Below are 23,664 nucleotides of genomic sequence, written 5' to 3' on the forward strand. Positions count from 1 at the left end.
ACCGCGCTGCTTGCAGCGAAGTTTAGTACTTGCGCGACGGCAGCACCTGCGCCGCTACGTCCATCGGGAACACCGTTTCGTTCGTCACGATGCGCTTGGGCAACTGCTTGCCCGCCACGACGTCCTTCACGGCGCTCATGAGCTGAGGCCCGAGCAGCGGGCTGCATTCCACATCCACGTTCATCTTGCCGGCGATCATCGCTTCGAAGCCGCCCTTGGTGGCATCGAACGACACGACGCTGATGTCCTTGCCCGGCTTCATGCCGGCTTCTTCCATGGCCTGGATCGCGCCGAGCGCCATGTCGTCGTTATGCGCGTAGACCACGTTGATCTTGTTTCCATACGTCTTCGCGAACGCCTCCATGACCTGCTTGCCGCCGGCGAGTGTGAAGTCGCCGCTTTGCGAAGCGATGATCTTGAACTTCGGATCGTTCTTGATCACTTCCATGAGACCCGAGTGACGGTCGTTGGCCGGCGCGGAACCCACGGTGCCCTGCAGTTCGACGATATTGATCGGGCCGGGGTTGTTCTTGTAGTGATCTTCAAGCCACTTGCCCGCGCGGCGGCCTTCTTCCATGAAGTCCGAACCGATCATCGTCACGTAGAGCGACGGGTCCTTCACGTCGATGTTGCGGTCCGTGAGGATCACGGGAATCTTCGCGCGTTTGGCTTCCTGCAGTACCGGCTCCCAGCCCGATTCCACCACGGGCGAGAACGCGATCACGTCCACCTTCTGGGCGATATACGAGCGGATCGCCTTGATCTGGTTTTCCTGCTTCTGCTGGGCGTCCGAGAACTTGAGGTTGATGCCGGCGTCTTTGGCGGCCTGTTTGACCGACACCGTGTTGGCCGTGCGCCAGGCGCTTTCCGCGCCGACCTGCGCAAAACCCAGCGTGATCTGCTTGTCTTCGGCGTGGGCGACGCCCGCCGCCAACGAGAAAGCAGCCGCTGCAGCGACCAGCCCGCTTACCATGCGAGTTGCCAGTTTCATGCGTGTCTCCGATGTAGCTCTGTGCGTTGTATTTCTTTAATTCATGGCGCTACACCCGCGTCCATCACGGCCGGACAGTATCACGAGAAGTATCGCGCCATCCCTGGCCTCCGGTTATATCCTTTCGGTATCCCGTTGGCCGCCCCTGCTGACCACAATAGACAAACTATATGCAACGTCATGAACGGTTTCGATTAGCGTTTTCCCGATAAGCCTGACTCATATAGTCATGCTATTTATTGGACTTTCTCACTAAGTGGGCAAAGCCATGAACACCCGTAAGCCCAAGCTTCGCTCGGCCGCGTGGTTCGGCACCGCCGATAAAAACGGCTTCATGTACCGGAGCTGGATGAAGAATCAGGGGATCCCGGATCACGAGTTCGCCGGCAAGCCGATTATCGGCATTTGCAATACGTGGTCGGAACTCACGCCCTGCAACGCGCACTTTCGCAAGCTCGCCGAGCACGTCAAGCGTGGCATCTACGAAGCCGGCGGATTTCCTGTCGAGTTTCCCGTGTTCTCGAACGGCGAGTCGAACCTGCGGCCCACGGCCATGTTCACGCGCAACCTCGCTTCGATGGACGTTGAGGAATCCATACGAGGCAATCCGGTCGATGCGGTCGTCCTGCTCGTGGGCTGCGACAAGACCACGCCTGCATTGCTGATGGGCGCGGCGAGTTGCGACGTGCCGGCCATTGCCGTGACGGGCGGCCCGATGCTCAACGGCAAGCACGAAGGGCGCGATATCGGCTCGGGCACGGTGGTGTGGCAACTGAGCGAGCAGGTGAAGGCGGGCAAGATCTCGATCCACGAGTTCATGTCGGCGGAGGCGGGCATGTCGCGCTCGGCGGGCACCTGCAACACCATGGGCACGGCTTCGACCATGGCGTGCATGGCCGAAGCGCTGGGCGTCACGCTGCCGCACAACGCCGCGATTCCGGCTGTGGACGCGCGCCGCTACGTGCTCGCGCATATGTCGGGCATGCGCATCGTGGAGATGGCGCTCGAAGACTTGCGTCTGTCGAAACTGCTCACGCGAGAGGCGTTCGAGAACGCGATTCGCACGAACGCGGCGATTGGCGGGTCGACCAATGCGGCGATCCATCTGAAGGCGATCGCGGGGCGCATCGGCGTGCCGCTCGAACTCGACGACTGGACGCGCATCGGGCGGGGTACGCCGACCCTCGTCGACCTGCAGCCTTCGGGCCGCTTTCTGATGGAGGAGTTCTATTACGCGGGTGGCTTGCCCGCGGTGCTGCGGCGCCTCGGTGAAGCGAACCTGCTGCCGCATCCCGATGCGCTCACGGCCAACGGCAAGACGCTCTGGGAGAACGTGCGCGAAGCACCCATTCACAACGCCGAAGTCATTCGCCCGCTCGACAATCCGCTCGTGCAGGACGGCGGGCTGTGCGTGCTGCGCGGCAATCTCGCGCCGAACGGCGCGGTGCTCAAGCCATCGGCGGCCACGCAGAAGCTGTTGAAGCATCGCGGGCGCGCCGTGGTGTTCGAGAACTTCGACGACTACAAGGCACGCATTGGCGACCCCGGTCTCGACGTCACGGCCGATTCCGTGCTCGTCATGAAGAACTGCGGGCCCAAGGGGTATCCGGGCATGGCCGAGGTGGGCAACATGGGCCTGCCGCCCAAGCTGCTCGCGCAGGGCGTGACCGACATGGTGCGCGTGTCGGACGCGCGCATGAGCGGCACGGCGTATGGGACGGTGGTGCTGCACGTGGCCCCTGAAGCGCGCGCGGGCGGGCCGCTCGCGATCGTGCGCAACGGCGACTGGATCGAACTCGACTGCGAGAAGGGCGTGCTGCGCGTGGATATCAGCGACGAGACGATCGTCGCGCGGCTCGACGAATGGGCCGCGAATCAGCATCCGATTCCCGCCGACCGCAGCGGTTATCGCAAGCTTTATGTCGAGCATGTGCTGCAGGCCGACGAGGGCTGCGATTTCGACTTCCTGGTGGGCTGCCGCGGCTCGGACGTGCCGCGGCATTCGCACTGAATTTCAGCATCCCTGACAAATCGCGCGGCGCATGAAGGCGTAAGCATCAAGCGGCCTTTGGCGCGCGCCCTTCGGCGCCGAGGCAGTTCAGGCCCATGAGCGTCGCCTCGACGGCTTCGTCGAGCGGCGTATGAGGCTCGCGCCCGAGTTCGCGGACGAGCCGGGCATTGTCGAGCTGCAACGGCTCGCTCCACAAGTAGCGCATCTCCATCAGTTCACGCAGCGTCGTCACGAACGGCGAGATGGCGCGTGCGAGGGCCCAGGAGAAGGGCTTGATCTGCGGCTTCAGTCCGTGACGCCGGGCGACGCGGCAGATCGCGTCGACGAGTTGCGAGCCATCGGCATCCCAGTGGCCGGCCATGTGGAACGTCGCGAACGCGGGCAGCGTTTCGCGGCGCTCGATCAGCTCGAGCATCGTGCGCGCGACGTCGGGCACGTACGACCACGCGTGGCCCACGCCGCGCGTACCCGGCTGACGCACGATCTGCACAGGCTCGCCAGGCTTCACGATCCCTTGCGCAAACCAGCTGTTGCCCACGAGCGGCCCGAAAAAGTCCCCCGCGCGCACGACGATCGAGCGCACGCCGTGCTCGCTCGCGGCCCGCATGCGCCGCTCCAGTTCCACGCGAATCGCGCCCTTGCGCGTGAGTGGCTGCTGCGGCGAGTCTTCACGCAGCACCGGGAAGGTGTCGGGCCCGAAGTTGTAGACCGTGCCCGGCAGCACGACGGCCGCGCCCACGGCAGCCGCGGCGGCGAGCGTGTTGTCGATCATCGGCAGCACGACCTGCGCCCAGCGCCGGTAGCCGGGCGGGTTCACGGCGTGCACGATCACCGCGCAGCCCTGCGCCGCGTGGACCACCGCTTCGCGCGAGAGCACGTCGCCGTCGAGCCATTCGATGGCGCTGGCCGCCGCCATGGCCGGCGCGCCGCCGCGCCGCAGCGCGCGGACCTGCCAGCCGGCGCCCTGCAACTGGCGCGCGACTTCGCTGCCGATTCCGCCGCTTGCGCCGAGCACGAGGGCGCGGTTCTGTCGAGTGATGGGGCCGACGTTCATGCTGGATCTCCTTGCGGGCGAGCTGTGATGAGGGACATTCTGCGCCGTTTGGCATCAATAAAAAATTACCGAAAATAGACGAGAGGCTATACATTTATGCATAGCGTTAGAACTGGATTGGGGACGGTGAATGGCCGAAAAAGAACCGAACTGGGAGTGGTACCGGAGTTTTCTGCAGGTCCTGGAGAGCGGCTCGCTCTCGGCGGCTGCCCGTGCGCTGGGCATCACGCAGCCGACCGTTGGCCGCCACATCGAAAGTCTGGAAGCGGTGCTGGGGCTCACGCTGTTTACTCGCTCATCCGATGGGTTTTCGCCGACCGCCGCGGCCAATGAACTGAGGCCGTACGCTGTCGGCCTCGCGATGACCACGGCGGCCTTGCGCCGCGCGGCGAGCAGTCACGGATCGGGCGTGCGCGGGACGGTGCGGCTGACAGCGAGCGAAGTGATCGGTGTCGAGGTCCTGCCGCCGATACTGGCGGCGCTGCGCAGCGAGTATCCAGAGTTGTCAATCGAACTTGTGCTGTCGAACAAGGCGGACGACCTGCTGCGTCGCGAAGCGGACATTGCGGTGCGCATGTTCCGGCCCGCGCAGGAGGCACTGGTCGCCAAACGCGTTGGCGCGATCGAAGTCGGGCTGCACGCGCACGAACGCTATCTGGCGCTTCATGGCGTGCCGAAGTCGATGAAGGCGTTGTCGCACCATACGATCATTGGCTTCGATCAGGAGAACGCATTCATTCGCTCGGTTCAGCCCAGGTTTGCCGCCTACAACCGCAATAACTTTGCATTTCGGGCCGACAGCGACCTTGCCCAGTTGGCCGCGATACGCGCCGGCTTCGGGATCGGCGGGTGCCAGTCGCCATTGGCGGCAAGAGACCCGAAGCTGGTCCGCGTTCTGCGCGAAGAATTCTCGCTGACGCTCGATACGTGGGTAGCCATGCATGAGGATTTGCGCACGAGCGCGCGCTGCGCCGTGACTTTTGCGGCGCTGGCGTCGGGGCTGAATGCCTATATACAGGGACCGGGCGCGTAACTGCCGCTTCAACGGGGCGCCCGGCGTGCCCGCGCATACGAAGCCAGCATCGTCGCGAGTTCCTGCGCGGCAGGCGTGAGCGGCACGGCCGCGCGCTGCAGCAGACAGACCTGCTGTGCCGCCGGCCGCTCGGCGATCCTGATGCGCGCGAGCCGCTCGGCAAACGGCCCGCGCGTGGCGACCGCCGACGACTCCAGCGCGAGGCAATCCGTCTCGCTGACCCAGTGCAGCGTTTCGAAGAGCCCTTCCACCGTCGCGACGATGCGCGGCGGCGGCAAGCCGTGATCGGCGAAGAACGTCGTGAGCCGGCTCGAAGCGAAGGCGTCCGCGATATTGGGGGAGCGCGTCGCGAGCCAGTCGCACTGCGTGAGCGCGCGCAGCGAGCGCGCCCCCGCCTTCGGATGGTCGCGGCGGCAGACGACCACCGGATCCGATGGGTAAAGCGCCGTCACCGAAAGATCGGTCGTGTCGGTCTGGTCCGAAACGAGTGCGAGCGCGAAATCGAGCGTGCCTTCGCGAATCCACGAGATCATCATGCGCGACGTCCCCGTGCGCAGACGCAGCGCCACACGCGCAAACCGCGTGCTGTACTGGCCGAGCACGGGCACGAGCGCGTCCATGAGCGGGTCGGTCGTGAGGCCGAACGCCACTTCGCCCGCGTAGTCGCCGCGCAGTTGCTGCGCCTCTGCGCTTGCGCGCTCGCACTCGCCGAGAATCGATGCCGCCCGCACCAGCAGCCGCTGCCCCAGCACCGTGAGCGTCACGCCGCGATTCGTGCGCGTGAGCAGCGCGCCGCCCAGTTCGGCTTCGAGATTCTGCAACTGCTGCGTCACGCCGCTTTGCGCCACGCCGAGCGCGCGCGAAGCTGCCCGCACACTGCCGCGCTGGGCAACGGCGACGAAAACGCGCAACTGGGAAAGCGTGAGACTCATGGATGACGATTGAGCGACGATTCGTTGTGATCGGTGGAAGTGATCATGATAGACGAATCAGTACTTTTCCAGAACGCGGCAGCGTCCTACCATCGGACGCTCAGGAGACTCCCGCTTCCCGCCGCCCACCCCGCGCTCATCATGAAAAAAATCCCGTCGATCCTGCTTTCCCTTGCACTGGCCCTTAGCAGCCATGCCTTCGCGCGCGAGGGCGACACCGTGCGTCTCGGCATCGATCCGACCTATCCGCCCATGGACGCCAAGGCGCCCGACGGCTCGCTCAAAGGGTTCGACGTCGATCTCGGCAACGAGATCTGCCGCCGGATTCACGCGCATTGCCAGTGGGTCGAACTGGAGTTCTCGGGCATGATCCCGGCGCTCCAGGCGCGCAAGATCGACGCGATCATGTCGTCGATGGCGATCACCGCGAAGCGCGAGCAGCAGATTCTCTTCACGTCGAAGCTGTTCCAGTTCAAGTCGCGGCTCGTCGCGCGCAAGGGCGCCCCGTTCGACGCCACCGCGCAGTCGCTGGCCGGCAAGTCGGTCGGCGTGCAGGCGGGCACGCAGTTCGAGACGTACGCGCTCGCGAACTGGGCGCCCGCGGGCGTGCACGTCGTCACCTACAAGAGCCAGGACGAAGTGTTCGCCGACCTCGTCAACGGGCGGCTCGACGCCGCGCTGCTGGGTTACGTCGAAGCCGACTACGGCTTCCTGCGCACGCCGCAGGGCAACGGCTTTGCGTTTGCCGGCGGCCCGATTTCGATGGGCGACCGCGGTACCGGCATCGGCATGCGCAAGGACGAAACCGCGCTTCAGGCGCAGATGAACGACGCGATCGCGGGCATGCTGAAGGACGGCACCTACGCGCAGATCGCGCGCCGCTATTTCGACTTCGATCCGTACGGAAACTGAGCCGCCGCCACGCACTCGTTTGAAACCGCATTGAATCCATGAACCAGCAAACCATTCCGCTTTTGAGCGCCACGCCGGGCACGCACCGCGAACTGACCAGTTTCCATTTTGGCCCCGCCGACGCGCGCCAGAAGATTTATATTCAGGCGTCGCTGCACGCCGACGAAACGCCCGCCATGCTGACGGCGGTGTTGTTGCGCGCGCAACTGGCGGAGCTCGAGGCGCAAGGCGCGCTCGCCGCGCAGGTGGTGCTCGTGCCGCTCGCCAATCCCGTGGGTCTGAATCAGCACGTGCTTGGCCAGTTCATCGGCCGCTTCGATCTCGCGAGCGGCAGGAACTTCAATCGTCATTTCCATGCGTTTCCCAGGCTGCTCGCGCGCGCGAAGGAGACGCTCGGCGCCCACGCCGGGCGCAACCGCGATCTGATCCGGCAACTGATGCGCGAAGCGCTGGACGCGCAGGCGCCGCTCACGGAATTCGATTCGCTCCAGTTGGCGCTGCTGAGGCTCTCGCACGACGCCGATCTCATCATCGACCTGCATTGTTCGCTCGAGGCGGTCATGCACGTGTACACGAGCGAGGCCGGCTGGCCCGATATCGAGCCGCTAGCCCGCTATCTCGGCTCGCGGGCGCAACTGCTCGCCACCGACTCGGGCGCGCAGGCGTTCGACGAGGCGCATAGCCTGCTGTGGTGGCAACTGCGGCAACAGATGCCGGCCACGCAGCCCGTGCCCGCCGGACCCGCCGCGGTGACGATCGAGTGCCGCGGCCAGCGCGACGTATCGTGGGAAAGCGCGCAGCAGGACGCCGATGCGCTGCTCGACTACCTGCGCTGGCGCGGCGCGCTCCTCGGCGAGGCGAAGCCGCTGCCGGAACTGCTGATGCCGGCCACGCCGCTTGCCGGCAGCGCGCAATTCCACGCGCCGTGCAGCGGCATTCTCGTGCACCGCGCGAAGATCGGCGACTGGATACGCGAGAACGACCCGCTTTTCGACATCGTCGACCCGATGACGGGCGAGACGACGACGGTGAAGAGCACCTCGGAAGGTGTTTTCTACATGCGACGGGCGATTCGCTTCGTCACGGCCGGTGCGCCGCTCGGACGCGTGACGGGCACCCGGCCGATACGCAGCGGCGTGCTGCTGGGAGCTTGAGCAGGGAGCGCGTCAGGCTTGCTGACGCAACATCCTGAACGTTGCGCGAACTTCTTCCGTGAACGCGGCAGGCTGCTCCCAGGCTGCGAAATGGCCGCCTCTCGGAAGACAACTGTAGTGAATCAGCCTGGGGTAGGCGCGTTCCGCCCAGCTTTGGGGCGCGGCGTAGATTTCGTCGGGGAAGACGCTCACGCCAACCGGCAGCTCCACATGCTTGGGCTCGAAAAAGTTGAGCTTGTTTTCCCAATACAGGCGCGCGGACGAGACCGCCGTCTTCGTCAGCCAATAGAGCGTGACGTTGTCGAGCACATCGTCCTTCGTCAGACCTTCGGGCTGGCCTTCGAACACGCGCGCGATCAGCGCCTGACCGCTCGCATCGTGGTCCAGCATCCATGCAGCGAGGCCGACTGGCGAATCCTGGATGCCGTAGAGCGTCTGCGGGCGATTCGCCATTTCGAGCGCGTAGCCCAGACCGTGCTTGTAAAAGTAATCGAGCTGGCCATACGCGTGCTGTTCCTGCGGCGAAAGTCCGGCGGGCGGCGGTGTGCCGTCCTTGAGCGATTTGGCGATCGCGTCGGGCACGGTCGCGGGCATGTTGGTGTGAATGCCCACGAGTCCTGCGGGCTTGAGCAGCGCCAGTTGTTCCGTCACGGCATTGCCCCAGTCGCCCCCTTGCGCCGCGTAGCGCTTGTAGCCGAGCCGGTCCATCAGCACGGCCCAGGCGCGCGCGATACGCTGCGGGTCCCAGCCGGTCTTCGTCGGCTTGCCGGAAAAGCCGTAGCCCGGAAGCGAGGGAATGACGACGTGGAACGCGTCGGACACACTTGCGCCATGCGCAGTCGGACTGGTGAGCGGCTCGATGATCTTCAGTTGCTCGACGATCGAGCCGGGCCAGCCGTGTGTGACGACGATCGGCAGCGCGTTCTCGTGCTTCGAGCGCACATGGATGAAGTGGATATCGAGCCCGTCGATTTCCGTGACGTATTGCGGCAGCGAGTTGAGTCTCGCTTCCACCTTGCGCCAGTCGTAATCATTGGCCCAGTAGTTGGCGAGCCTTTGCATGGTTGCGAGCTGCACGCCTTGCGACGCGTCGTCGACGGTTTCGCGCTCTGGCCACTGTGTCGCGACGATGCGGCGTCGCAGGTCGGTCAGCGCCGTTTCCGGCACTTGAACGCGAAGCGGACGAATGGAAGACGGATCGCCGGCCGCGATCTGCGTGATGCCGTTTGCCGCCGGCTTCGATTCTGCGAAGGCGAACCGGCTCATTGCGACACCTGCAGCGAGCGTGGCGGCGGCGCCGATGAAGCGCCGGCGTGAAAGCGCGGGATGAAGATCGTTTGACATACAAATTCCTGTTAGAGATGTCGTGCCGTGGCAAGCAGGAAGCATCAGGGCGTGCGTATGCGCCTCGGCAATCGAGGTATGTATCGTATTCCTAACTATTGGCGACAGAAACCGGCCCGCGAAAACGAGGCGCGCCGGTGCGGCGGCTATTCGGTGTCGAGCGAGCGAATCAGATTGGCGCGCAGGTTCACGATCGCCTTCTGCAATCTCATGAATTCGTCGGGACCCAGCCCGGTCGCGTCGGTGAGGTCCGCGATTCTCAGGCTCTTTTCGCGCAGCTTGCGGCCGCTGGCGGTCAGGCTCACACGCACCTGGCGCTCATCTTCCGGATCGCGGCGCCGTTCCACATATCCCATCGCTTCCAGCTTTTTCAGCATGGGGGTGAGCGTATTGGATTCGAGAAAGAGCTTCTCGCCCAGGCCGCTCACCGTCTGGTTGTCCTGCTCCCAGAGCGCGATGATCGCGATGTACTGCGGATAGGTCAGCCCGAGTTCGTCCAGGATCGGCTTGTACGCCTTGCCGAACGCCAGATTGGTCGAGTACACGGCGAAGCAAAGATAGTCTGCGAGCGGCGCGGGCTTGGCGCCCGGCGCCGGGTGGTCCGTCGGTTTCATGGTCATCCTCTTCAGACGAAGGCCTCAATGGCTCGCAAACCTGAATAAATCGCTTGCGATTATATCGTAGGCCGACACCGGTTTCGCCGCCCATCGCCATCGCGATGCCCGGCGAAACGGCCACAACGCGGTGACGCAATTAATGGTGGGCGAAGAGGCTGTTTCGCTCCATGGCAACGCGGCTGCCCGCAGCCGAGGTGACATCGGCCATACCGCCGTACGCGGTGGCTGCGTTGCCGGCCTCGGTGCGCTCCGCGGCGAGCGTTTGCACGCTCTGGCCGCGTTGCGACGCCGGTGCGCCGACTTCGGGGCGATAGGCCGGGGCCGGGCCGTAGCCGCTCGCGAATGCGGGGGCGGCTGCGCTGGCCGAAAGGGCGATGAGAAGCGTGGCGATGAGACGGGTTTTCATGATGGGATCTCGCTAGGTGAGGTTCAGTGGGTTCGGGTGAACGAAGTCATTGCGTTTGCCGCTTACGCGGTCACGACTGTCAGGCTCACGTCGATGTTGCCGTGGACGGCCTTCGAGTAAGGGCAGATCTGATGGGCGCTGCGCGCGATGGCCTCGGCCACGTTTTGCTCGACGCCCGGCAGCTTGACCGTGAAGTGCGCGCCCAGGAACCAGGCGGCGCCGGTCTGACCGATATCGACCTGAATGTCCACCGCGGCGTCCCGCGGCAAGGCGACCTTCTTCAGCGAAGCCGCGATGCCGAGCGCGGAGATGTAGCAGGCAGACCACGCGCCCGCAAACAGCTGTTCGGCGCGCGGATGCGGTTCGGTGCCGACGATGTCGAGCGTTTCGCCGGTTGAAGACGAAAGCTCGAGGTCGACCACGCCGAATTCGCCGCGTTGCGCCGCGGGGTCGTGGTTGATGGTGGTGTGGGTGTTGCCCGAGAACAGCACTTTGTCGATCGTTGCCATGAGGCGCTCCTTGATGATATCCGGGGTTGAGTCGTATGCGTCGCGTGATATCGAATCGCATGCGATGCATAGTGGGCGAGAAATTCCGCCATGTCAAGCGTATAAGATTAAATCGCATGCGATTTATTTGGGGTCGCTGGAGTCACTTAAGGGAAAGATCGACCGCTGAAACGTTATCGATCGTTTTGATGATCCGTCGCGATCGAGACCTTTTGATCGCATGGCTGGGAGGCGGCGCGGCAGGCCGAGCCGCACCGGGCGGTCACAAGCGCCTATGCCGCCAGTTCGATGGCAGGCTCGCAGACAATGGGAAAATTCACCGAATTGGCGATATAGCACTGCTCGTGCGCCGCATGATGCAACCGCTCGGCGAGGCTGCGGTTGTCGCTCGCGCGGATCGTCACGCGCGGGCGCAACACGATCTTCGTGAAGGCGCCGCGCTGCGGCGTATCGGCCATCGTGCCTTCGGCCTCGTCTTCATAGGCGAGCACCGCGATGCCCGCCTCGGCGCACAGGTGCAGATACCAGAGCTTGTGGCACGCCGAAGCCGAAGCCACAAGCAGATCCTCGGGATTCCAGCGCGCGGCGTTGCCGCGAAAGGCCGGATCCGACGAGCCCGGAATGTCCGGCTTGCCGTTTGCGCGGATCACGTGATCGCGGTCGTAATCCCGATAAGCCGAGGTGCCCGTGCCGCGATTGCCCGTCCATTGCACCGAAACGCGGTAGGTGTGTTCGCCGTGCGCCATGCTGACTCTCCGTTTTGCATCGAAAAGGGATACGTCATTATGACCGTACCTGGAATTTTGGTATACCATTATTCCTAATGATCCAAATGAGAACCGGCCGTGAACCGGGCATGACACGCATGGAAACAAGATTCGACTCCACGGCGGATGCGGTTGCGTCCGGGTTGCGCGACCTGATCGTCAGCGGCGAGCTGGGCAGCGGTGAGCGTCTTGTCGAGCGCGATCTCGCGGAGCGTTTCGAGGTGAGCCGCATTCCGTTGCGCGAAGCCATCCAGCGGCTCGCGCGCGAAGGGCTCGTCGAGATTTTCCGCAATCGTGGTGCGGTCGTGCGCATGCTCACGGCGCAGGACGTGGAGGAGATCTACGGCTTGCGCGCGCTGCTCGAAGGCGACGCGATCTTTCACGGCGTCAAGCGCATCGACGACGAAACGCTCGCACGCGCGGAACTCGTCCACCGGCTGCTGGGCGAGGCGGCCGCCACGCGGAAGCAGGGCGAACTCAACCGCGAGTTTCACGAACTGCTTTACGGCGCGTGCGGGAACGCCCGTCAACTGGCGGCCATTCGCGAACTGCGCGCGCAAGTGGAGCGCTACGAGCGGCTGCAGAATACCTTGCTTGCCGATACGCCCTCGTTCCAGCACGAACACGAGGCCATCCTCGAAGCGTGCCTTGCACGCAACGCGCGCAGCGCGCGCGCCTTGACCGTGGCGCATATCCACTCGGCGAGGCGCATCGTGCTCGCCGTGGTGGAGCGCATGGCGGCGCAAGGGTAATGCTTGTACGGCACGGCATTCACGCACATCGCCCTGGTTTTTACGACATTTTTTCTTGTGACCCTTACGGGCGAACCCTAGACTGGGTGCATCGAAACGACAGGAGACGCCATGTCGATCTTGCGTGCAAGCCAACGCCCGGATGAGCAGACCGCTACCGTACAGCCCGGCCTCGGCCGGCTAGTGCTCAGACGCTTCGATCCGCGCCACGACTCATGGGAGGCGCTCACGCGGTTGCTGCATCGCGCGTTCTCGCGGCTCGCGTCGCTTGGATTGCACTGCTCATGTGCCGATCAGGCGGCAAGCCTCACGCGTGAACGCGCGCTGGCTGGAGATTGCTTCGTCGCCGTCTGCAATGGCAGGATCATCGGCACGCTCACGGTGGAAGGTCACGATAGCCATTCGCAGTGCGAACATTATCGCCAGCGCGGCGTGGCTTCGGTCCATCAGTTCGGTATCGAGCCAAAATGGCAAAGCCGCGGTATCGGCCGCGCGCTGCTCGCGTTCGCGGGGCGTTGGGCGGCCGCGCGCGGTTACACGCAGCTCGCGCTCGACACGCCGTTCCCCGCTGCCCACCTCATTGCGTTCTATCGCGCACAAGGCTTCAGTCTCGTCGATGTCGTGCGCTTTGCGGGTCGCGGCTACGACAGCGCGGTGCTCGTCAAGGCGGCCGCGCCGCGCAGCGGCGTGACATTCCCGCACTTGACGGGTGGGTCGTTGCACGCCACGTCGCCGGGTCCGCTCGCCTGAGCGCGCGCCACGCTCACGCCTTGTGCGTGCACGCGGCTTCACGCTCCAGATAGCGCAGGAATTCGTCGGCGGGCATGGCCTTCGCATAAAGCCAGCCCTGCGCGAACTGCACGCCGCGCTCGCGCAGATACTGCGCCTGTGCCTCGGTTTCCACGCCCTCGGCGACCATCAGCAGGTCGAGGCTGCGCGCCATTTCGATGATGTGCGGCACGATCTTGTTCATTTCTTCGCCGCGCGCCAGCGAGCGGATGAACGAACGGTCGATCTTGATGCCATCCACGGGCAATGCCTGCAGATAGGAGAGGCTAGAATATCCCGTGCCGAAATCGTCGATGAAAACGCGGTGGCCGGCCGCGCGAAACGCGTCGAGAACGGGCGCGCAGCTGGCGGTGTCGATGAGCGTGCGCTCGACCGCTTCGAACCAGATTTGTTCGGGATGCACCGCATATTTCGCGAGACTGGCCTTGAGGGTTTCGAGCACGCGTGTGCCGGCGAGATCCTTGCCTGCGAGGTTCAGCGAGACGTGCAGATCGCGGCGATGCGCGAGCGTGGCGCCCACGCCCTCGAACACGGAGCGTATGACCTGATCGGTGATGGGCTCGACGAGATCGAGCGATTCCGCCATCGGAATGAACGTGTCCGGCGCGACGACGGTGCCGTCTTCGAGCTTCCAGCGCACGAGCGCTTCCGCGCCGACGCAGCGCCCGCTTTCCAGCGAGACGAGCGGCTGCATCCACGCCACGAACTGGTGCTGCCGGATGCCCTGCAGAAGCGCGTTGCGCGGCGTGCGCAGCTTGCGGCGCCAGCGCATGACGAGCCACGTGCCGATTGCGCTCAGGACGAGCGCGGGCGGCAGAAGCGTTCGAAGCTGCGCCGCGAGGTCCCGGCGCATGCGTTGCTCGGGCTCGTACGCGACCACCGCAATGGGATAACGGCTCGAGCGCTCGACGACGTAATAGCGTCCTTCGAAATACGCGCTGCTGCCGGTGCGCTCGAGCGCCGCGCGTACGAGGGCATCGTCGGTGTGCGGCCAGTTCGCAATGACGGCGCCGTCCTGCGTTTCGAGAACGGTCAGCTTGATGGTGTCGTCGAGCGGCACAATGTCGAGGTAGAAGCGCGGGTCAATCACCACGACGTGATTGCCGAGGCGCACGTTGAGCATCTGCCGCTCGTTGCCGCGCTTGCCGACTTCGGTATGCCAGGCGGTGAAGCCGCCTGCATAGGCCCATTCGGGCGGCGGCAACGCGATATCGACGGCGCCGCGCAGCGAACTGCAGCGCAGCCGCATGTCATGGATCGAAGCCACTTCGCGAATGTATCGAAACTGTTCCTCGACCTGCCGCAGCCGCTGCATGTGGTCGTTCGTGCACGGCGCGTCGGCGTATGACATGAGCTGGCGCAGCGCGGACCCGGCTTCGGCGCTCACCAGTTCGGCGCGCTGCAGCGCGCGATTCGAAAAGACGTCCACTTGCCGGCGCAACTGGCGTTCGTTGATGGCGTTCGACGCGTACACGGCCGCCGTGAGCGTTGCCAGGACGGCGAACGCCACGACACAAAATGTCGTCAGGACGGTGAGTCGGCTGCTCATGGTGTACGGTCGGGCTCTGGCGCCGCGAACGACGGGGCCGTGCGGCCTTCGTCAAGCGCCGCCGCCGATGGTAGCGTCTTTCCGCTGGCCGCGACGCGATGCTGTCCGGCCGGTGCGTGAGCGCGAGCGCCGTAAGCGCCGGCGGTGCCGTTCATGCGTGGCGCATGAGAGTGGCCAGCGGGGTCGCCGGGTACACGTCAAGAACGCGCAGAATCGATCGATTTGGAATCCTCTGCAACGAAGCGATTGCGACCGCGTTCCTTTGCAGCATAGAGCCGATACGGATCGAATCGCGCGCGCGAGCACGATGCCCGCGAGCAGCGTGGTGGCTTCGCGGTGAAAGCCCTCGATTCCTGTGAGCCCTTGCGCGTTGGTGCCGAAAATGCGTGATCCATCCATCGCGCCGGGAGCCGTCCATTGCAGCTTGTCGCTGCCGCCGCACTCAACCGCGCCAGGCCGAATGGCGGATCACGCTGCAGAAGTTGCCGGCATGGAAATGCGGGTCCTTGTCGGCGAGCACATCGGCCTTCACGTTGCCGAAGGTGGTGGCGGGCTTGTGCTTGATGCCGTCATGGAACGTCTGGATGATGTCCTCCTTGAAGTGCTCGCTGCGCGGGTGCGCATGGACCACGGCCTCGCGCTCGGTGTCGCTGAAGCGGTCGTAGGCAATGCCGAGCACGTCCATTTCCACGCCCGCCGTGACGAGCGCGATCACCGGATGCATGTGCTGCGGGATGCCCGGCGTCGTATGCAGCGCGATGGCGGTCCAAACGAGATCGATGTCCTGCTGCGAGATGCCGTGGCCGCGCAGGAAATCGCGCGCGGCATTCGCGCCGTCCACTTCGAAACGCTCGTGCTCGCTGCTGTGCGCGTGCGTGAGGCCCATGTCATGAAACATTGCGCCGGCGTAGAGCAGTTCGCGGTCGAACGTCAGGCCGAGCCGGCGGCCGGCCAGTGCGCCGAAATAATAGACGCGGCTCGAATGATGGAACAGCAGCGGCGATTCGGTGTCGCGCACGAGTTCGGTGATTTCGCGGGCGAGCTTGCTGTCGGGGATGGCGACATCGGCGAGGGTCGGGGTCATCTGGGGCTCCGTCTGGGTGAGTGATGCGTTCTATTCTGGGCGCCACCACGGTTGTCCTCAATCGACGGATACCGTGGTTTTCTGCCAATTCGACCGAAATTGGGCCAGCGGGGATGCGCGGCGCATGACGGCGGCGCGATAGCGGCGAAATTTCGCCGCGGCACGGGAATAGCGGCGATAATCGGCAAATTCGGTTCGATCGGCACGCATTTCATGCGTCGTGCATCCGGCGGCGAGATCCGGCCCGCGAATCGCACTTTGGGCGCACGGGGACGCTGCGGGGAAGGCGCCGCGCCAGCCTGGTTGGTAAGAACAAAAACCCACGCGACAGACTATGTATTCGATCCTGCCAGCGTTCGTGTCCGCATTGTTTCTCGGATTCGGCGTCTACGTGCTCCTGACTGAGGGCTTTACGCGCCTCTCGGTGCCGTTCGCCCTGATGTGCGCGACGACGTTCTTCTGGCAGGGCACCTGGGCCTTTCTGTTCCAGACGTCCGACCCCGAACTGTCTGCGGTGCTCGTCAAAGTCGGCTACTTCTTCATCCTCTTTCTGCCGACCACGTTCTATCACTTCGTGATCGAAGTGAGCGCGCGGCACGGCGAACGCCCGCTCCTCATCGCCTCGTACCTGCTCAGCGTGATGCTCGCGGCACTGCTGCTGTTCAGTGATGCCGTCGTGGACGGCTACGGCACGTTCTTCTTCGGCAAGTATCCGAATGCGGGCGTGCTGCATCCCGTGCATGTGGCGCAGACCGTGCTGCTCGCGTGCCGCAGCGCCTGGCTGCTGTATGCCGCGCGCGGCCAGACGCATGCGCACGACCGCCGCAAGCTGCTCGACCTGTGCTTCGTGAGCCTCGGCCTCTACACGCTCGCCGCCACCGATTACGCCGTGAACTACGGGCTCGCGTTCTATCCCGTGGGCGCGGTATTCATCGCGATCAGCCTCGGCATTCTCGCGGTCACGATCGTGCGTTACGGCCTCATGCGCCCGTACCTCATCGCGGCCACGGTGGCGCACGAGGTCGCCACGCCGCTCGCGGCCATCGGCATGCATGCCGAGGAAATCGGCAACGTGCTGCCCGAACTCATGCGCGGCTACCAGCTGGCCGTGCAGCACCAGTTGTGCGTGGACGGACTCTATCCCGGGCAGTCGGAACGCCTGTCCTCGCTCGCCACCTCGATACGCCGTCAGGTGGACAGCACGAGCACGGTGGTCGAAATGTCGCTGGCTTCGTTCACGCTCGACCGGCTCGACCGCCGCAGCTTCGAGACCTACCCGGTGCGCTCCTGTGTGAATGCCGCGCTCGAGCGCTTTCCGTTCCGCACCGGCGAGCGCGACATGGTCGAAGTGGCGCCCATCGACGCGCGACTGAGCTTCTCGGGTTCCGATTCGCTCGTCGTGTTCGTGCTGTTCAATCTGCTCAAGAACGCGCTTTTCGCGATTCACGCGGAAATGGCCGAAAGAAGCGACAAGGTGAGCGACTACGTCGGCCACGTGGAGATCAGCGCGACGAGCGAAGCGGGCTTTTGCGTGCTGCGTTTCATCGATAACGGCTGCGGCATTCCCGCCGACGTCCTGCCGCGCGTGTTCGATCCGTTCTACTCGACCAAGGCGCACGGGCGCGGCGCGGGCATGGGCCTCACGTTCTGCCGCCGCGTGGCCGAGGCGCTGGGCGGCACGATCGCCTGCGAGTCGGAGCCGCACGTTCACACCACCTTCACGATCCGTCTGCCCGAGCCTGGCACAGGTGCCGACCGCGCACTGCACGACGCACCGGCGAAGCCCCGCCGCTTTCCGGCGGGGCAGGATTTCGCGGGCTAGTTCAGCCAGCCGGGTTCAAGACGTTCAGTTCGAACCCGTTGGCAGGACCAGCTCGTATTCCTTCACGCGCTCGACGATGCCCGGCGGAAAGCGGCGAATGCGCTTGTCGGTGCCGGCAAAGAGAATCTGCTGATACCCGAGCGAAACGGGCCGTCCGTCCACGCAAAAGCGGAACACGAGATACGCGGAGCACTGACGCACCTGGAAGGTGTTGAGGTAGCAATCCACGCGCTGGAACGGAAAGGTTTCCTGCACGTATTCCTGGTGCGCGCGCTTGGTGACGAACACGCCGCCCGAGGCGAGCAGATTGTTGTGAATGCACTCGTGAAACCAGCGTTCGCGGCAAATGCCTTGCCATTCGAAATAGCGGGCGAAATACGTGTTCATGAACGCGTTCGAGTCCTTCAGGTAAATGTCGATGACGTGATGGAACGTTTTGGTCGGCGTAGCTTCCATGATTTCGTCGGAGAATCCGGCGGTGCCACGGGACAGGACGGCGGGAATGGATTCGCGTGCGTACATCAGAATGACTCCAGATAAGGACTGCAGGCGGCAGCCGCGCGTGCCTCCGGAGAAAAGGAGGCATGCATCATTCTCTTCGTGTTCCTCTTCGTCCAATACCGTGCTCCCCACATACGCAAAGCGCTTCATGCTCGCTGGGTGCGATAACGTTTGCGCGTGCTCCATTGACCGCGCACCTGCGGCTTCGGGTTGCTGTGTCCAGGCGAGACGCCGCATAATCGACATATTTTCCTCGCGGTGCAGCTCCCGGTGTCGAGTGCGCCGCATGAGGCGCAGTGTGCTTAACCGAGATCCAGCATGAGTTCCATCGTCAGACAGCCGGTGTACCACCCCGTCTCCGTCGTTTTTCTGGACGACAGCCCCGACTTCCTCTATGCGCTGCGCGGCCTCTTTCCAGGCGCGGGCACGGACCGCTGCTTCACGAGCGCGAGCCAGGCGCTGGCCTTCGTCGCTTCGCACGAGGCGCGGCAGAGTGCGCGCAATCCCGCAGCGGGCGCCGCATGGTCGGAGTTCGAGAAGCGCGGCGGCAACGCACTGGGCGAGGACGTGATGACCGACGCGGCGCGCTTTGGCGATATCGCCGTGCTCGTCGTGGACTACGAAATGCCGGAGATGACCGGCCTCGAATTCCTGGCCGCCGCGAAGGACGTTGCGTGCACGCGCATCCTGCTCACGGCCACGGCCGACGAATCGCGCGCGGTGGAGGCGTTCAACGCGGGGCTGATCGACTTCTACGTGAAGAAGTCCGATCCCGCCATGACCCGCAAGCTGCGCGGCGCGATCGAAGACGCCAGGCGCAAGTTCTGCGCGCGGCGCGGCCATATCGGCGTGCATGGCGTGGGCGCGATTTACGCGAACCGGCGCATCGCCGAGGTGCTGCACGAAGTCGCGCAGCGCGAGCGCATCGTCGAGTACTACTGGCGCCCCGAGCAAAATGCGGTGCTCACTTTCGACGCCGAAGGCAACGCCGGTGTGTTTCTCGCATGGGACAGCCACGACTGGGCGGCACAATGCGATGTCGTGACCGACGAGGGCGGCCCCGAAGCGTTGCGCAAGGAAATGGCGGCGCGCCGCGTCATGCCGGTTTACTGGCCGAACGAGGCGTATCGGCCCGGCATGTCGCGCGTGGCGTTCGCCACGCCGCAGCCGGCGCCGGGACTCGACGATACCTATACGAGCTGGACTCGTATCGGCGATCCGGGTCTTGCGCCCGGGTTGATCACGTTTGCCGCCTGGCGGGCTCAGCAAGGCGCGCCCGGTGAGGGCGGGCGCCTTGCGTGATCACATCCCAACCGGCATTTAGAACGTTTCCCAGTCTGCGGTTTCGTTGGACGCGGCGGCCACGGGGCTGGCCAATGCCGCCTTTGCGGGTGCCGCGGGTGCGGCGTTCGCGGCCTTGCGGGCCGGCGTGCTTTGCGTGGCCTTCGCGGGCGAGGGGGCAGGGCGCGTGAGCGGTGTGACCGGGCGCACGGCACGCGCGCGTTGAGCGGGCGCTGCCACCGCAGACGTAACCGTCGGCTCGGCCTGCGCTCCGACCCGGAACACCGTCACGACATCGCGCAAGCCATTCGACTGCGCCGCCATCGACTGCGCCGCGGCCGAAGCTTCCTCCACGAGCGCCGCGTTCTGCTGCGTCACTTCGTCCATCTGCGCGACGGCGCGGTTCACCTGCTCGATGCCGGTATGCTGTTCCTCGGAAGCCGCTGCGATTTCGCCCATCAGGTCGGCCACGCGGCGCGCCGAAACCACCACCTCGTCGATGGTCTTGCCCGCTTCATCGACGAGCCTCGTGCCTTCCGACACCTGTGCCACCGACTGCCCGATCAGGTCCTTGATCTCCTTGGCGGCCGTCGCGCTGCGCTGCGCGAGGCTGCGCACTTCGCCCGCCACGACGGCGAAGCCACGGCCCTGGTCGCCGGCGCGCGCCGCTTCCACGGCCGCGTTGAGCGCGAGGATGTTGGTCTGGAAAGCGATGCCGTCGATCACGCCGATGATCTGCTCCACGCGCTGCGAGCTGCTCGAAATCTCGTTCATCGTTTCGACCACGCGGCGCACGACTTCGCCGCCGCGCGCGGCGACTTCCGATGCGTTCACCGCGAGCGTATTGCCCTGGCGCGCGTTGTCCGTATTGTGCTTGACCGTGGTCGTGAGCTCTTCGATGCTGGCGGCCGTTTCCTCGAGCGAGGCGGCTTGCTCTTCGGTACGCGAGGAAAGGTCCAGGTTGCCCGCCGCGATTTCCTTGGCGCCAGTCGTGATCGATTCAGCCGAAGTCTGGATGCGCTGCACGGTTTCGACCAGTTGGCGCTGCATCTGCTGCATCGAGTGGAGCAGGCTGCGCTGGTCGCCGGGCGCGAGATTCACGTGGGCGGTGAGATCGCCTTCGGCGATGCGCTGGCAGATCTGCGAGGCGTATTCCGGCTCGCCACCGAGGCTGCGCAGGATCGTGCGGATGAGCCACGTGAGGCCGAGCGTCACGGCTGCGCCGATCAATGTCACGAGTATGAGGTTGCGAATCAGCGCGTTGCGGAAGGCGTCGTCGATGTCGTCGGTATAGATGCCGGTGAAGAGGTGCCAGTCCCAGCCTGGTACGAGGGCGGAATACGTGATCTTTTCGACCGGCGCGCTCTTGCCGGGCTTTGGCCACCAGTAGCTGCTGTAGCCGTTGCCGCCCGTGGACGAGCTTTTGACGATCTCGAGCGCCACGTGGGTGCCGCGCGGGTCCGTCAAATTCGCCTGGCTCTTGCCTTCCATCTCCGGCTTGGGCGGCACGAGCAGCGCCAGGGCGTTGCTGTCGTAAATGCCGAAGTAGCCGCTCTGGTCGTCGCCGTAGCGCGTGCCGCGCAGCGTGGCGATGGCGAGGCGCTTCGCGTCGTCGGCGCTCATGTGGCCGGCGGCCGCTTCCTTCTGGTAGTACGAGACCACGCCCAATGCGGTTTGCGTCTCCTGCTCGACGAGGGCCTTGCGGTCCGCCACCATGCCCGAGCGCGTCATGAAGGCGTTCGCCAACACCAGCACGACGAGCGAGATCCACAGCAGCCCGACGATGCTCCAGGCCTTCTGATTCAACGTTGTTCGCTTCACGTTCGTTTTTCTCCAGCCATCTTCGATCTGTTTTTCGCGGCGGCGCACAGCTGCAGCGCCATCGTGTTTAACGGATGATTGGAGCGGAACCTTAAGCTTGCTTATCGGTTCTTTGCGCCGGGTGCGGTTTCTTACGCTGATTCTTTCGTTATCCTTTCGCCCTCGGCGGCGCCGTTCAAGGAGACGCCCGCGATTTCGATCGTCGCTCAGGATCTGCAAACCGGTGACCAGTGGGATATCTACCAGCAAAGCCCGAGCGGCTTTCGCATTCGCTTTCATAACTCGGGCGATGCGCCCATCACAAAGACCGCCGGCTGGATCGCTCGCGGCTACGGTTCGAGCATCTGGTGGGCACGCAGCGGCGCATCGCGATGCAGAAGCACTTCGTGGCGGGGCTCACGTTCGGCGCGACCAAGGGTTGAACGATCGATGAAAGGCGGGGCGATTTGACTTCGGCGCGGCGCTACGGTCCAATTTCGGCAGACTCGACGCGCGCAACTCCCGCAAGGAACGCCCCATGCAGCAAAACGAACCGGCCCCGCAGGCGATGCAGCCCGCGATGTGGCCCAAACCCGTCACGCAACTGCCCGCCGCGCTCGTGCGCGAATTCGACGGCGAGCACCTCGAAGCGCGCCTTGCCGATGCGGTTCGCCTTTCGACCGTCGGCGAGGACGGCTGGCCGCACGGCGCCCAGCTGAGCGCGGGTGAGATCCTGGCCGTGAACGCCACCACGCTGCTCATCGCGATCTGGCCGCAGTCCGGCACCACAGCCAACCTCATGCGCGACGGCCGCCTCACGCTCTCGCTCGTGCACGACGGCGCGCTGCTGGAGATTCGCGCGCGCTCGCACGCCGTGGCGCAGCGGCAAACGGCACTCGCACTGAGCGTATTTCGTGTGGAAATCGAATCCGTCACCGAGCATCGCGCGAAGTATGCCGAGGTGCTGAGCGGCGTGACGTTCCGGCTCTACGAGAGCGCGCAGGTGCTGGCGCGCTGGCGCGAGCAGATCGCGATGCTGCGTACCTTCGCCTGAGTTTGCACGCGGTGCGTGGCGGAACCTTCGCGATGTTGTCATTGTCGATGTGCTAGCGTGCCCGGCGGGGGCGCGCGCTTCGCGCGACCGAGCGCAACGCAAAGGCAAACGCAAACGCAACGCAAACGCTACCGGAACCACGATGCAGACCACGGTACTCACAGACTGGCAACAGTTCATGGCGCTGACGACGCAGCTCGACGGCTGGGCGTTTCGCGGCCAACAGAACGCGCAGTGGCACCTCGAAAGCTCGCTCACGCGGTACATGCGCGACTACGTGGGCGACCGGCTGCAATGGCGCCAACGTGAGGAGCGCGCCATTCGCGTGTTTCGCCGCAAGGCGCATAACTTTCTCGCGCATCCGGACCTGCTCAAGGACGACCTGCGCTGTCTCGCGCTCATGCAGCACCACGGCGCGCCCACGCGGCTGCTCGATTTCACCAAGAGCCCGTTCGTCGCTGCCTTTTTCGCGCTCGAACGCGCAATCGGCGACGCGGCCGTCTACGCGCTGAACACGCCCGCGCTCTGGAACAGCCGCGCGCTGCCCAAGGCCAATCCCACCCTCACGCGCGACGTCATCGACCCGCGCGCGCACGACAACTTCGAACGCTACTTCTTTAGCAACACGAACGAAATTCTCTGGTCGGGCGAGCCCACGGAGATGGACGACAGGCTCGTCGCGCAGTCGGGCACGTTTGTCGTGCCGGGCGTGATCGACAAGCCGTTGCAGGCCATTCTGGAAGGCTACGAGAGCCACGAGGAACTGCTGCACAAGATCGTGCTGCCCGAGCGCATCCGCATGGACGCGATGAAGTGGCTCTACCGCATGAACATCACGAATGCGTCGCTGTTTCCGGGGCTCGACGGGCTCGCGCGATCCATTGCAGTGGAGCTGGAAATCGTGTGGTCGGGCATGGTGGTGCCGGTTGCGGGCTCGCCGAACTGAACAGGCCCGGCCCCCAGCGGCCACATTCACGGCGTTTCGGGCCGCGGGAGATTGAGGCCGGGCGCGAGGCGCGTAGCCTTGAATTCCGTCACTTCGTAGGTAGCGACCCCCTGTTGCGCGAAGGGATCGGCGGCGAGCAATGCGTCGAGCCGCTCGCGCGGCATGTGCGAAGCGATGATCACGCCGCCGTCGCGCGGCATCTTCGGGCCGGCGGCAATGAAATTGCCGGCTTCGAACTGCGCGTCGAGGTACGCGCGATGCGCGGGCAGGGCGTCGTCGATGCGTTCGAGCGAAGCGGTATAAAACAGCGAAACGATGTACATGGGTGTCGAAAGAAAGCGGGCGAAGCGTGTATG

25 protein-coding genes are annotated in these 23,664 nt (G+C 64.8%); 11 read left to right on the forward strand and 14 right to left on the reverse strand.

What is annotated here, in order from left to right:
- Positions 1 to 22: 22 nt before the first annotated feature.
- On the reverse strand, positions 23 to 973 hold the full coding sequence (locus C7411_RS00320) for an ABC transporter substrate-binding protein (RefSeq protein ID WP_245639612.1): 951 nt from the start codon (positions 971 to 973) through the stop codon (positions 23 to 25).
- A gap of 286 nt (positions 974 to 1,259) precedes the next feature.
- Here C7411_RS00320 and C7411_RS00325 point away from each other — a divergent pair, with 286 nt between their 5' ends.
- Entirely contained in the window at positions 1,260 to 3,002 is a 1,743-nt protein-coding gene (locus C7411_RS00325; protein WP_110382598.1) for an IlvD/Edd family dehydratase, read from the forward strand.
- 46 nt (positions 3,003 to 3,048) lie between these two features.
- Here the strand turns inward: C7411_RS00325 and C7411_RS00330 are convergent, their stop codons facing one another.
- Positions 3,049 to 4,056 (reverse strand): NAD-dependent epimerase/dehydratase family protein, encoded by a 1,008-nt coding sequence (locus C7411_RS00330; RefSeq protein ID WP_110382599.1) that lies wholly within the window; start codon positions 4,054 to 4,056, stop codon positions 3,049 to 3,051.
- 130 nt (positions 4,057 to 4,186) lie between these two features.
- On the opposite strand from C7411_RS00330, the gene C7411_RS00335 reads away from it, so the two are divergent.
- The gene (locus C7411_RS00335) at positions 4,187 to 5,089 is read left to right on the forward strand and encodes a LysR family transcriptional regulator (RefSeq protein ID WP_110382600.1); all 903 of its coding nucleotides are present in this window, start codon (positions 4,187 to 4,189) and stop codon (positions 5,087 to 5,089) included.
- 8 nt (positions 5,090 to 5,097) lie between these two features.
- Here the strand turns inward: C7411_RS00335 and C7411_RS00340 are convergent, their stop codons facing one another.
- Entirely contained in the window at positions 5,098 to 6,021 is a 924-nt protein-coding gene (locus C7411_RS00340; protein WP_110382601.1) for a LysR family transcriptional regulator, read from the reverse strand.
- Positions 6,022 to 6,162: 141 nt separating this feature from the next.
- On the opposite strand from C7411_RS00340, the gene C7411_RS00345 reads away from it, so the two are divergent.
- Both C7411_RS00345 and C7411_RS00350 read left to right on the forward strand, forming a co-directional pair.
- Entirely contained in the window at positions 6,163 to 6,933 is a 771-nt protein-coding gene (locus tag C7411_RS00345) for a transporter substrate-binding domain-containing protein (RefSeq protein WP_110382602.1), read from the forward strand.
- Between the two features lie 38 nt (positions 6,934 to 6,971).
- A complete protein-coding gene (locus tag C7411_RS00350; protein WP_110382603.1) occupies positions 6,972 to 8,087 on the forward strand; it encodes a succinylglutamate desuccinylase/aspartoacylase family protein in 1,116 nt (371 codons plus the stop codon).
- Positions 8,088 to 8,099: 12 nt separating this feature from the next.
- Here the strand turns inward: C7411_RS00350 and C7411_RS00355 are convergent, their stop codons facing one another.
- The 5 genes from C7411_RS00355 to C7411_RS00375 all read right to left on the reverse strand — a co-directional run bounded on the left by C7411_RS00355 (position 8,100) and on the right by C7411_RS00375 (position 11,709).
- Complete coding sequence (locus C7411_RS00355; protein ID WP_110382604.1) at positions 8,100 to 9,431, reverse strand: epoxide hydrolase family protein; 1,332 nt, start codon at positions 9,429 to 9,431, stop codon at positions 8,100 to 8,102.
- Positions 9,432 to 9,577: 146 nt separating this feature from the next.
- Positions 9,578 to 10,045, reverse strand: a complete 468-nt coding sequence (locus C7411_RS00360) for a MarR family winged helix-turn-helix transcriptional regulator (protein ID WP_110382938.1) — start codon at positions 10,043 to 10,045, stop codon at positions 9,578 to 9,580.
- Between the two features lie 139 nt (positions 10,046 to 10,184).
- Positions 10,185 to 10,454, reverse strand: coding sequence for a hypothetical protein (locus tag C7411_RS00365; protein ID WP_110382605.1), 270 nt, complete (start codon positions 10,452 to 10,454; stop codon positions 10,185 to 10,187).
- Between the two features lie 62 nt (positions 10,455 to 10,516).
- Complete coding sequence (locus tag C7411_RS00370) at positions 10,517 to 10,963, reverse strand: Ohr family peroxiredoxin (protein WP_110382606.1); 447 nt, start codon at positions 10,961 to 10,963, stop codon at positions 10,517 to 10,519.
- 272 nt (positions 10,964 to 11,235) lie between these two features.
- The gene (locus C7411_RS00375; protein WP_110382607.1) at positions 11,236 to 11,709 is read right to left on the reverse strand and encodes an OsmC family protein; all 474 of its coding nucleotides are present in this window, start codon (positions 11,707 to 11,709) and stop codon (positions 11,236 to 11,238) included.
- 119 nt (positions 11,710 to 11,828) lie between these two features.
- Between C7411_RS00375 and C7411_RS00380 the strand changes: the two genes are divergently transcribed.
- Both C7411_RS00380 and C7411_RS00385 read left to right on the forward strand, forming a co-directional pair.
- A complete protein-coding gene (locus C7411_RS00380) occupies positions 11,829 to 12,482 on the forward strand; it encodes a GntR family transcriptional regulator (protein WP_181431291.1) in 654 nt (217 codons plus the stop codon).
- Between the two features lie 111 nt (positions 12,483 to 12,593).
- Positions 12,594 to 13,232 carry a GNAT family N-acetyltransferase gene (locus C7411_RS00385; protein ID WP_110382609.1) on the forward strand — a complete coding sequence of 213 codons (639 nt, stop codon included), beginning with the start codon at positions 12,594 to 12,596 and terminating at the stop codon, positions 13,230 to 13,232.
- A 13-nt stretch (positions 13,233 to 13,245) separates the two neighbouring features.
- Here the strand turns inward: C7411_RS00385 and C7411_RS00390 are convergent, their stop codons facing one another.
- From C7411_RS00390 to C7411_RS37250, 3 genes are all read right to left on the reverse strand, one after another.
- Complete coding sequence (locus C7411_RS00390) at positions 13,246 to 14,820, reverse strand: EAL domain-containing protein (protein WP_110382610.1); 1,575 nt, start codon at positions 14,818 to 14,820, stop codon at positions 13,246 to 13,248.
- Positions 14,821 to 15,262: 442 nt separating this feature from the next.
- Positions 15,263 to 15,904: an HD domain-containing protein gene (locus C7411_RS00395; protein ID WP_110382611.1), complete on the reverse strand. Its 642-nt coding sequence runs from the start codon at positions 15,902 to 15,904 to the stop codon at positions 15,263 to 15,265.
- A gap of 57 nt (positions 15,905 to 15,961) precedes the next feature.
- A complete protein-coding gene (locus C7411_RS37250; protein WP_165822719.1) occupies positions 15,962 to 16,114 on the reverse strand; it encodes a hypothetical protein in 153 nt (50 codons plus the stop codon).
- Positions 16,115 to 16,238: 124 nt separating this feature from the next.
- Here C7411_RS37250 and C7411_RS00400 point away from each other — a divergent pair, with 124 nt between their 5' ends.
- Positions 16,239 to 17,726 carry a sensor histidine kinase gene (locus C7411_RS00400; protein WP_110382612.1) on the forward strand — a complete coding sequence of 496 codons (1,488 nt, stop codon included), beginning with the start codon at positions 16,239 to 16,241 and terminating at the stop codon, positions 17,724 to 17,726.
- A 24-nt stretch (positions 17,727 to 17,750) separates the two neighbouring features.
- On the opposite strand, the gene C7411_RS00405 is transcribed toward C7411_RS00400, so the two are convergent.
- Entirely contained in the window at positions 17,751 to 18,248 is a 498-nt protein-coding gene (locus tag C7411_RS00405) for an acyl-CoA thioesterase (protein WP_110382613.1), read from the reverse strand.
- A 297-nt stretch (positions 18,249 to 18,545) separates the two neighbouring features.
- On the opposite strand from C7411_RS00405, the gene C7411_RS00410 reads away from it, so the two are divergent.
- Positions 18,546 to 19,529: a response regulator gene (locus C7411_RS00410; protein WP_110382614.1), complete on the forward strand. Its 984-nt coding sequence runs from the start codon at positions 18,546 to 18,548 to the stop codon at positions 19,527 to 19,529.
- A gap of 18 nt (positions 19,530 to 19,547) precedes the next feature.
- On the opposite strand, the gene C7411_RS00415 is transcribed toward C7411_RS00410, so the two are convergent.
- Positions 19,548 to 21,329: a methyl-accepting chemotaxis protein gene (locus C7411_RS00415; RefSeq protein ID WP_110382939.1), complete on the reverse strand. Its 1,782-nt coding sequence runs from the start codon at positions 21,327 to 21,329 to the stop codon at positions 19,548 to 19,550.
- Positions 21,330 to 21,407: 78 nt separating this feature from the next.
- Between C7411_RS00415 and C7411_RS36855 the strand changes: the two genes are divergently transcribed.
- The 3 genes from C7411_RS36855 to C7411_RS00425 all read left to right on the forward strand — a co-directional run bounded on the left by C7411_RS36855 (position 21,408) and on the right by C7411_RS00425 (position 23,308).
- On the forward strand, positions 21,408 to 21,779 hold the full coding sequence (locus C7411_RS36855; protein ID WP_133253597.1) for a hypothetical protein: 372 nt from the start codon (positions 21,408 to 21,410) through the stop codon (positions 21,777 to 21,779).
- Between the two features lie 67 nt (positions 21,780 to 21,846).
- The gene (locus C7411_RS00420) at positions 21,847 to 22,362 is read left to right on the forward strand and encodes a pyridoxamine 5'-phosphate oxidase family protein (protein WP_207786516.1); all 516 of its coding nucleotides are present in this window, start codon (positions 21,847 to 21,849) and stop codon (positions 22,360 to 22,362) included.
- Between the two features lie 142 nt (positions 22,363 to 22,504).
- Positions 22,505 to 23,308 carry an FRG domain-containing protein gene (locus C7411_RS00425; RefSeq protein ID WP_042259512.1) on the forward strand — a complete coding sequence of 268 codons (804 nt, stop codon included), beginning with the start codon at positions 22,505 to 22,507 and terminating at the stop codon, positions 23,306 to 23,308.
- Positions 23,309 to 23,334: 26 nt separating this feature from the next.
- Here the strand turns inward: C7411_RS00425 and C7411_RS00430 are convergent, their stop codons facing one another.
- Complete coding sequence (locus tag C7411_RS00430) at positions 23,335 to 23,631, reverse strand: YciI family protein (RefSeq protein WP_110382615.1); 297 nt, start codon at positions 23,629 to 23,631, stop codon at positions 23,335 to 23,337.
- Positions 23,632 to 23,664 lie beyond the last annotated feature (33 nt).

Origin of the sequence: Paraburkholderia silvatlantica, assembly GCF_003096715.1 — a bacterium.
GTDB lineage: Bacteria > Pseudomonadota > Gammaproteobacteria > Burkholderiales > Burkholderiaceae > Paraburkholderia > Paraburkholderia silvatlantica.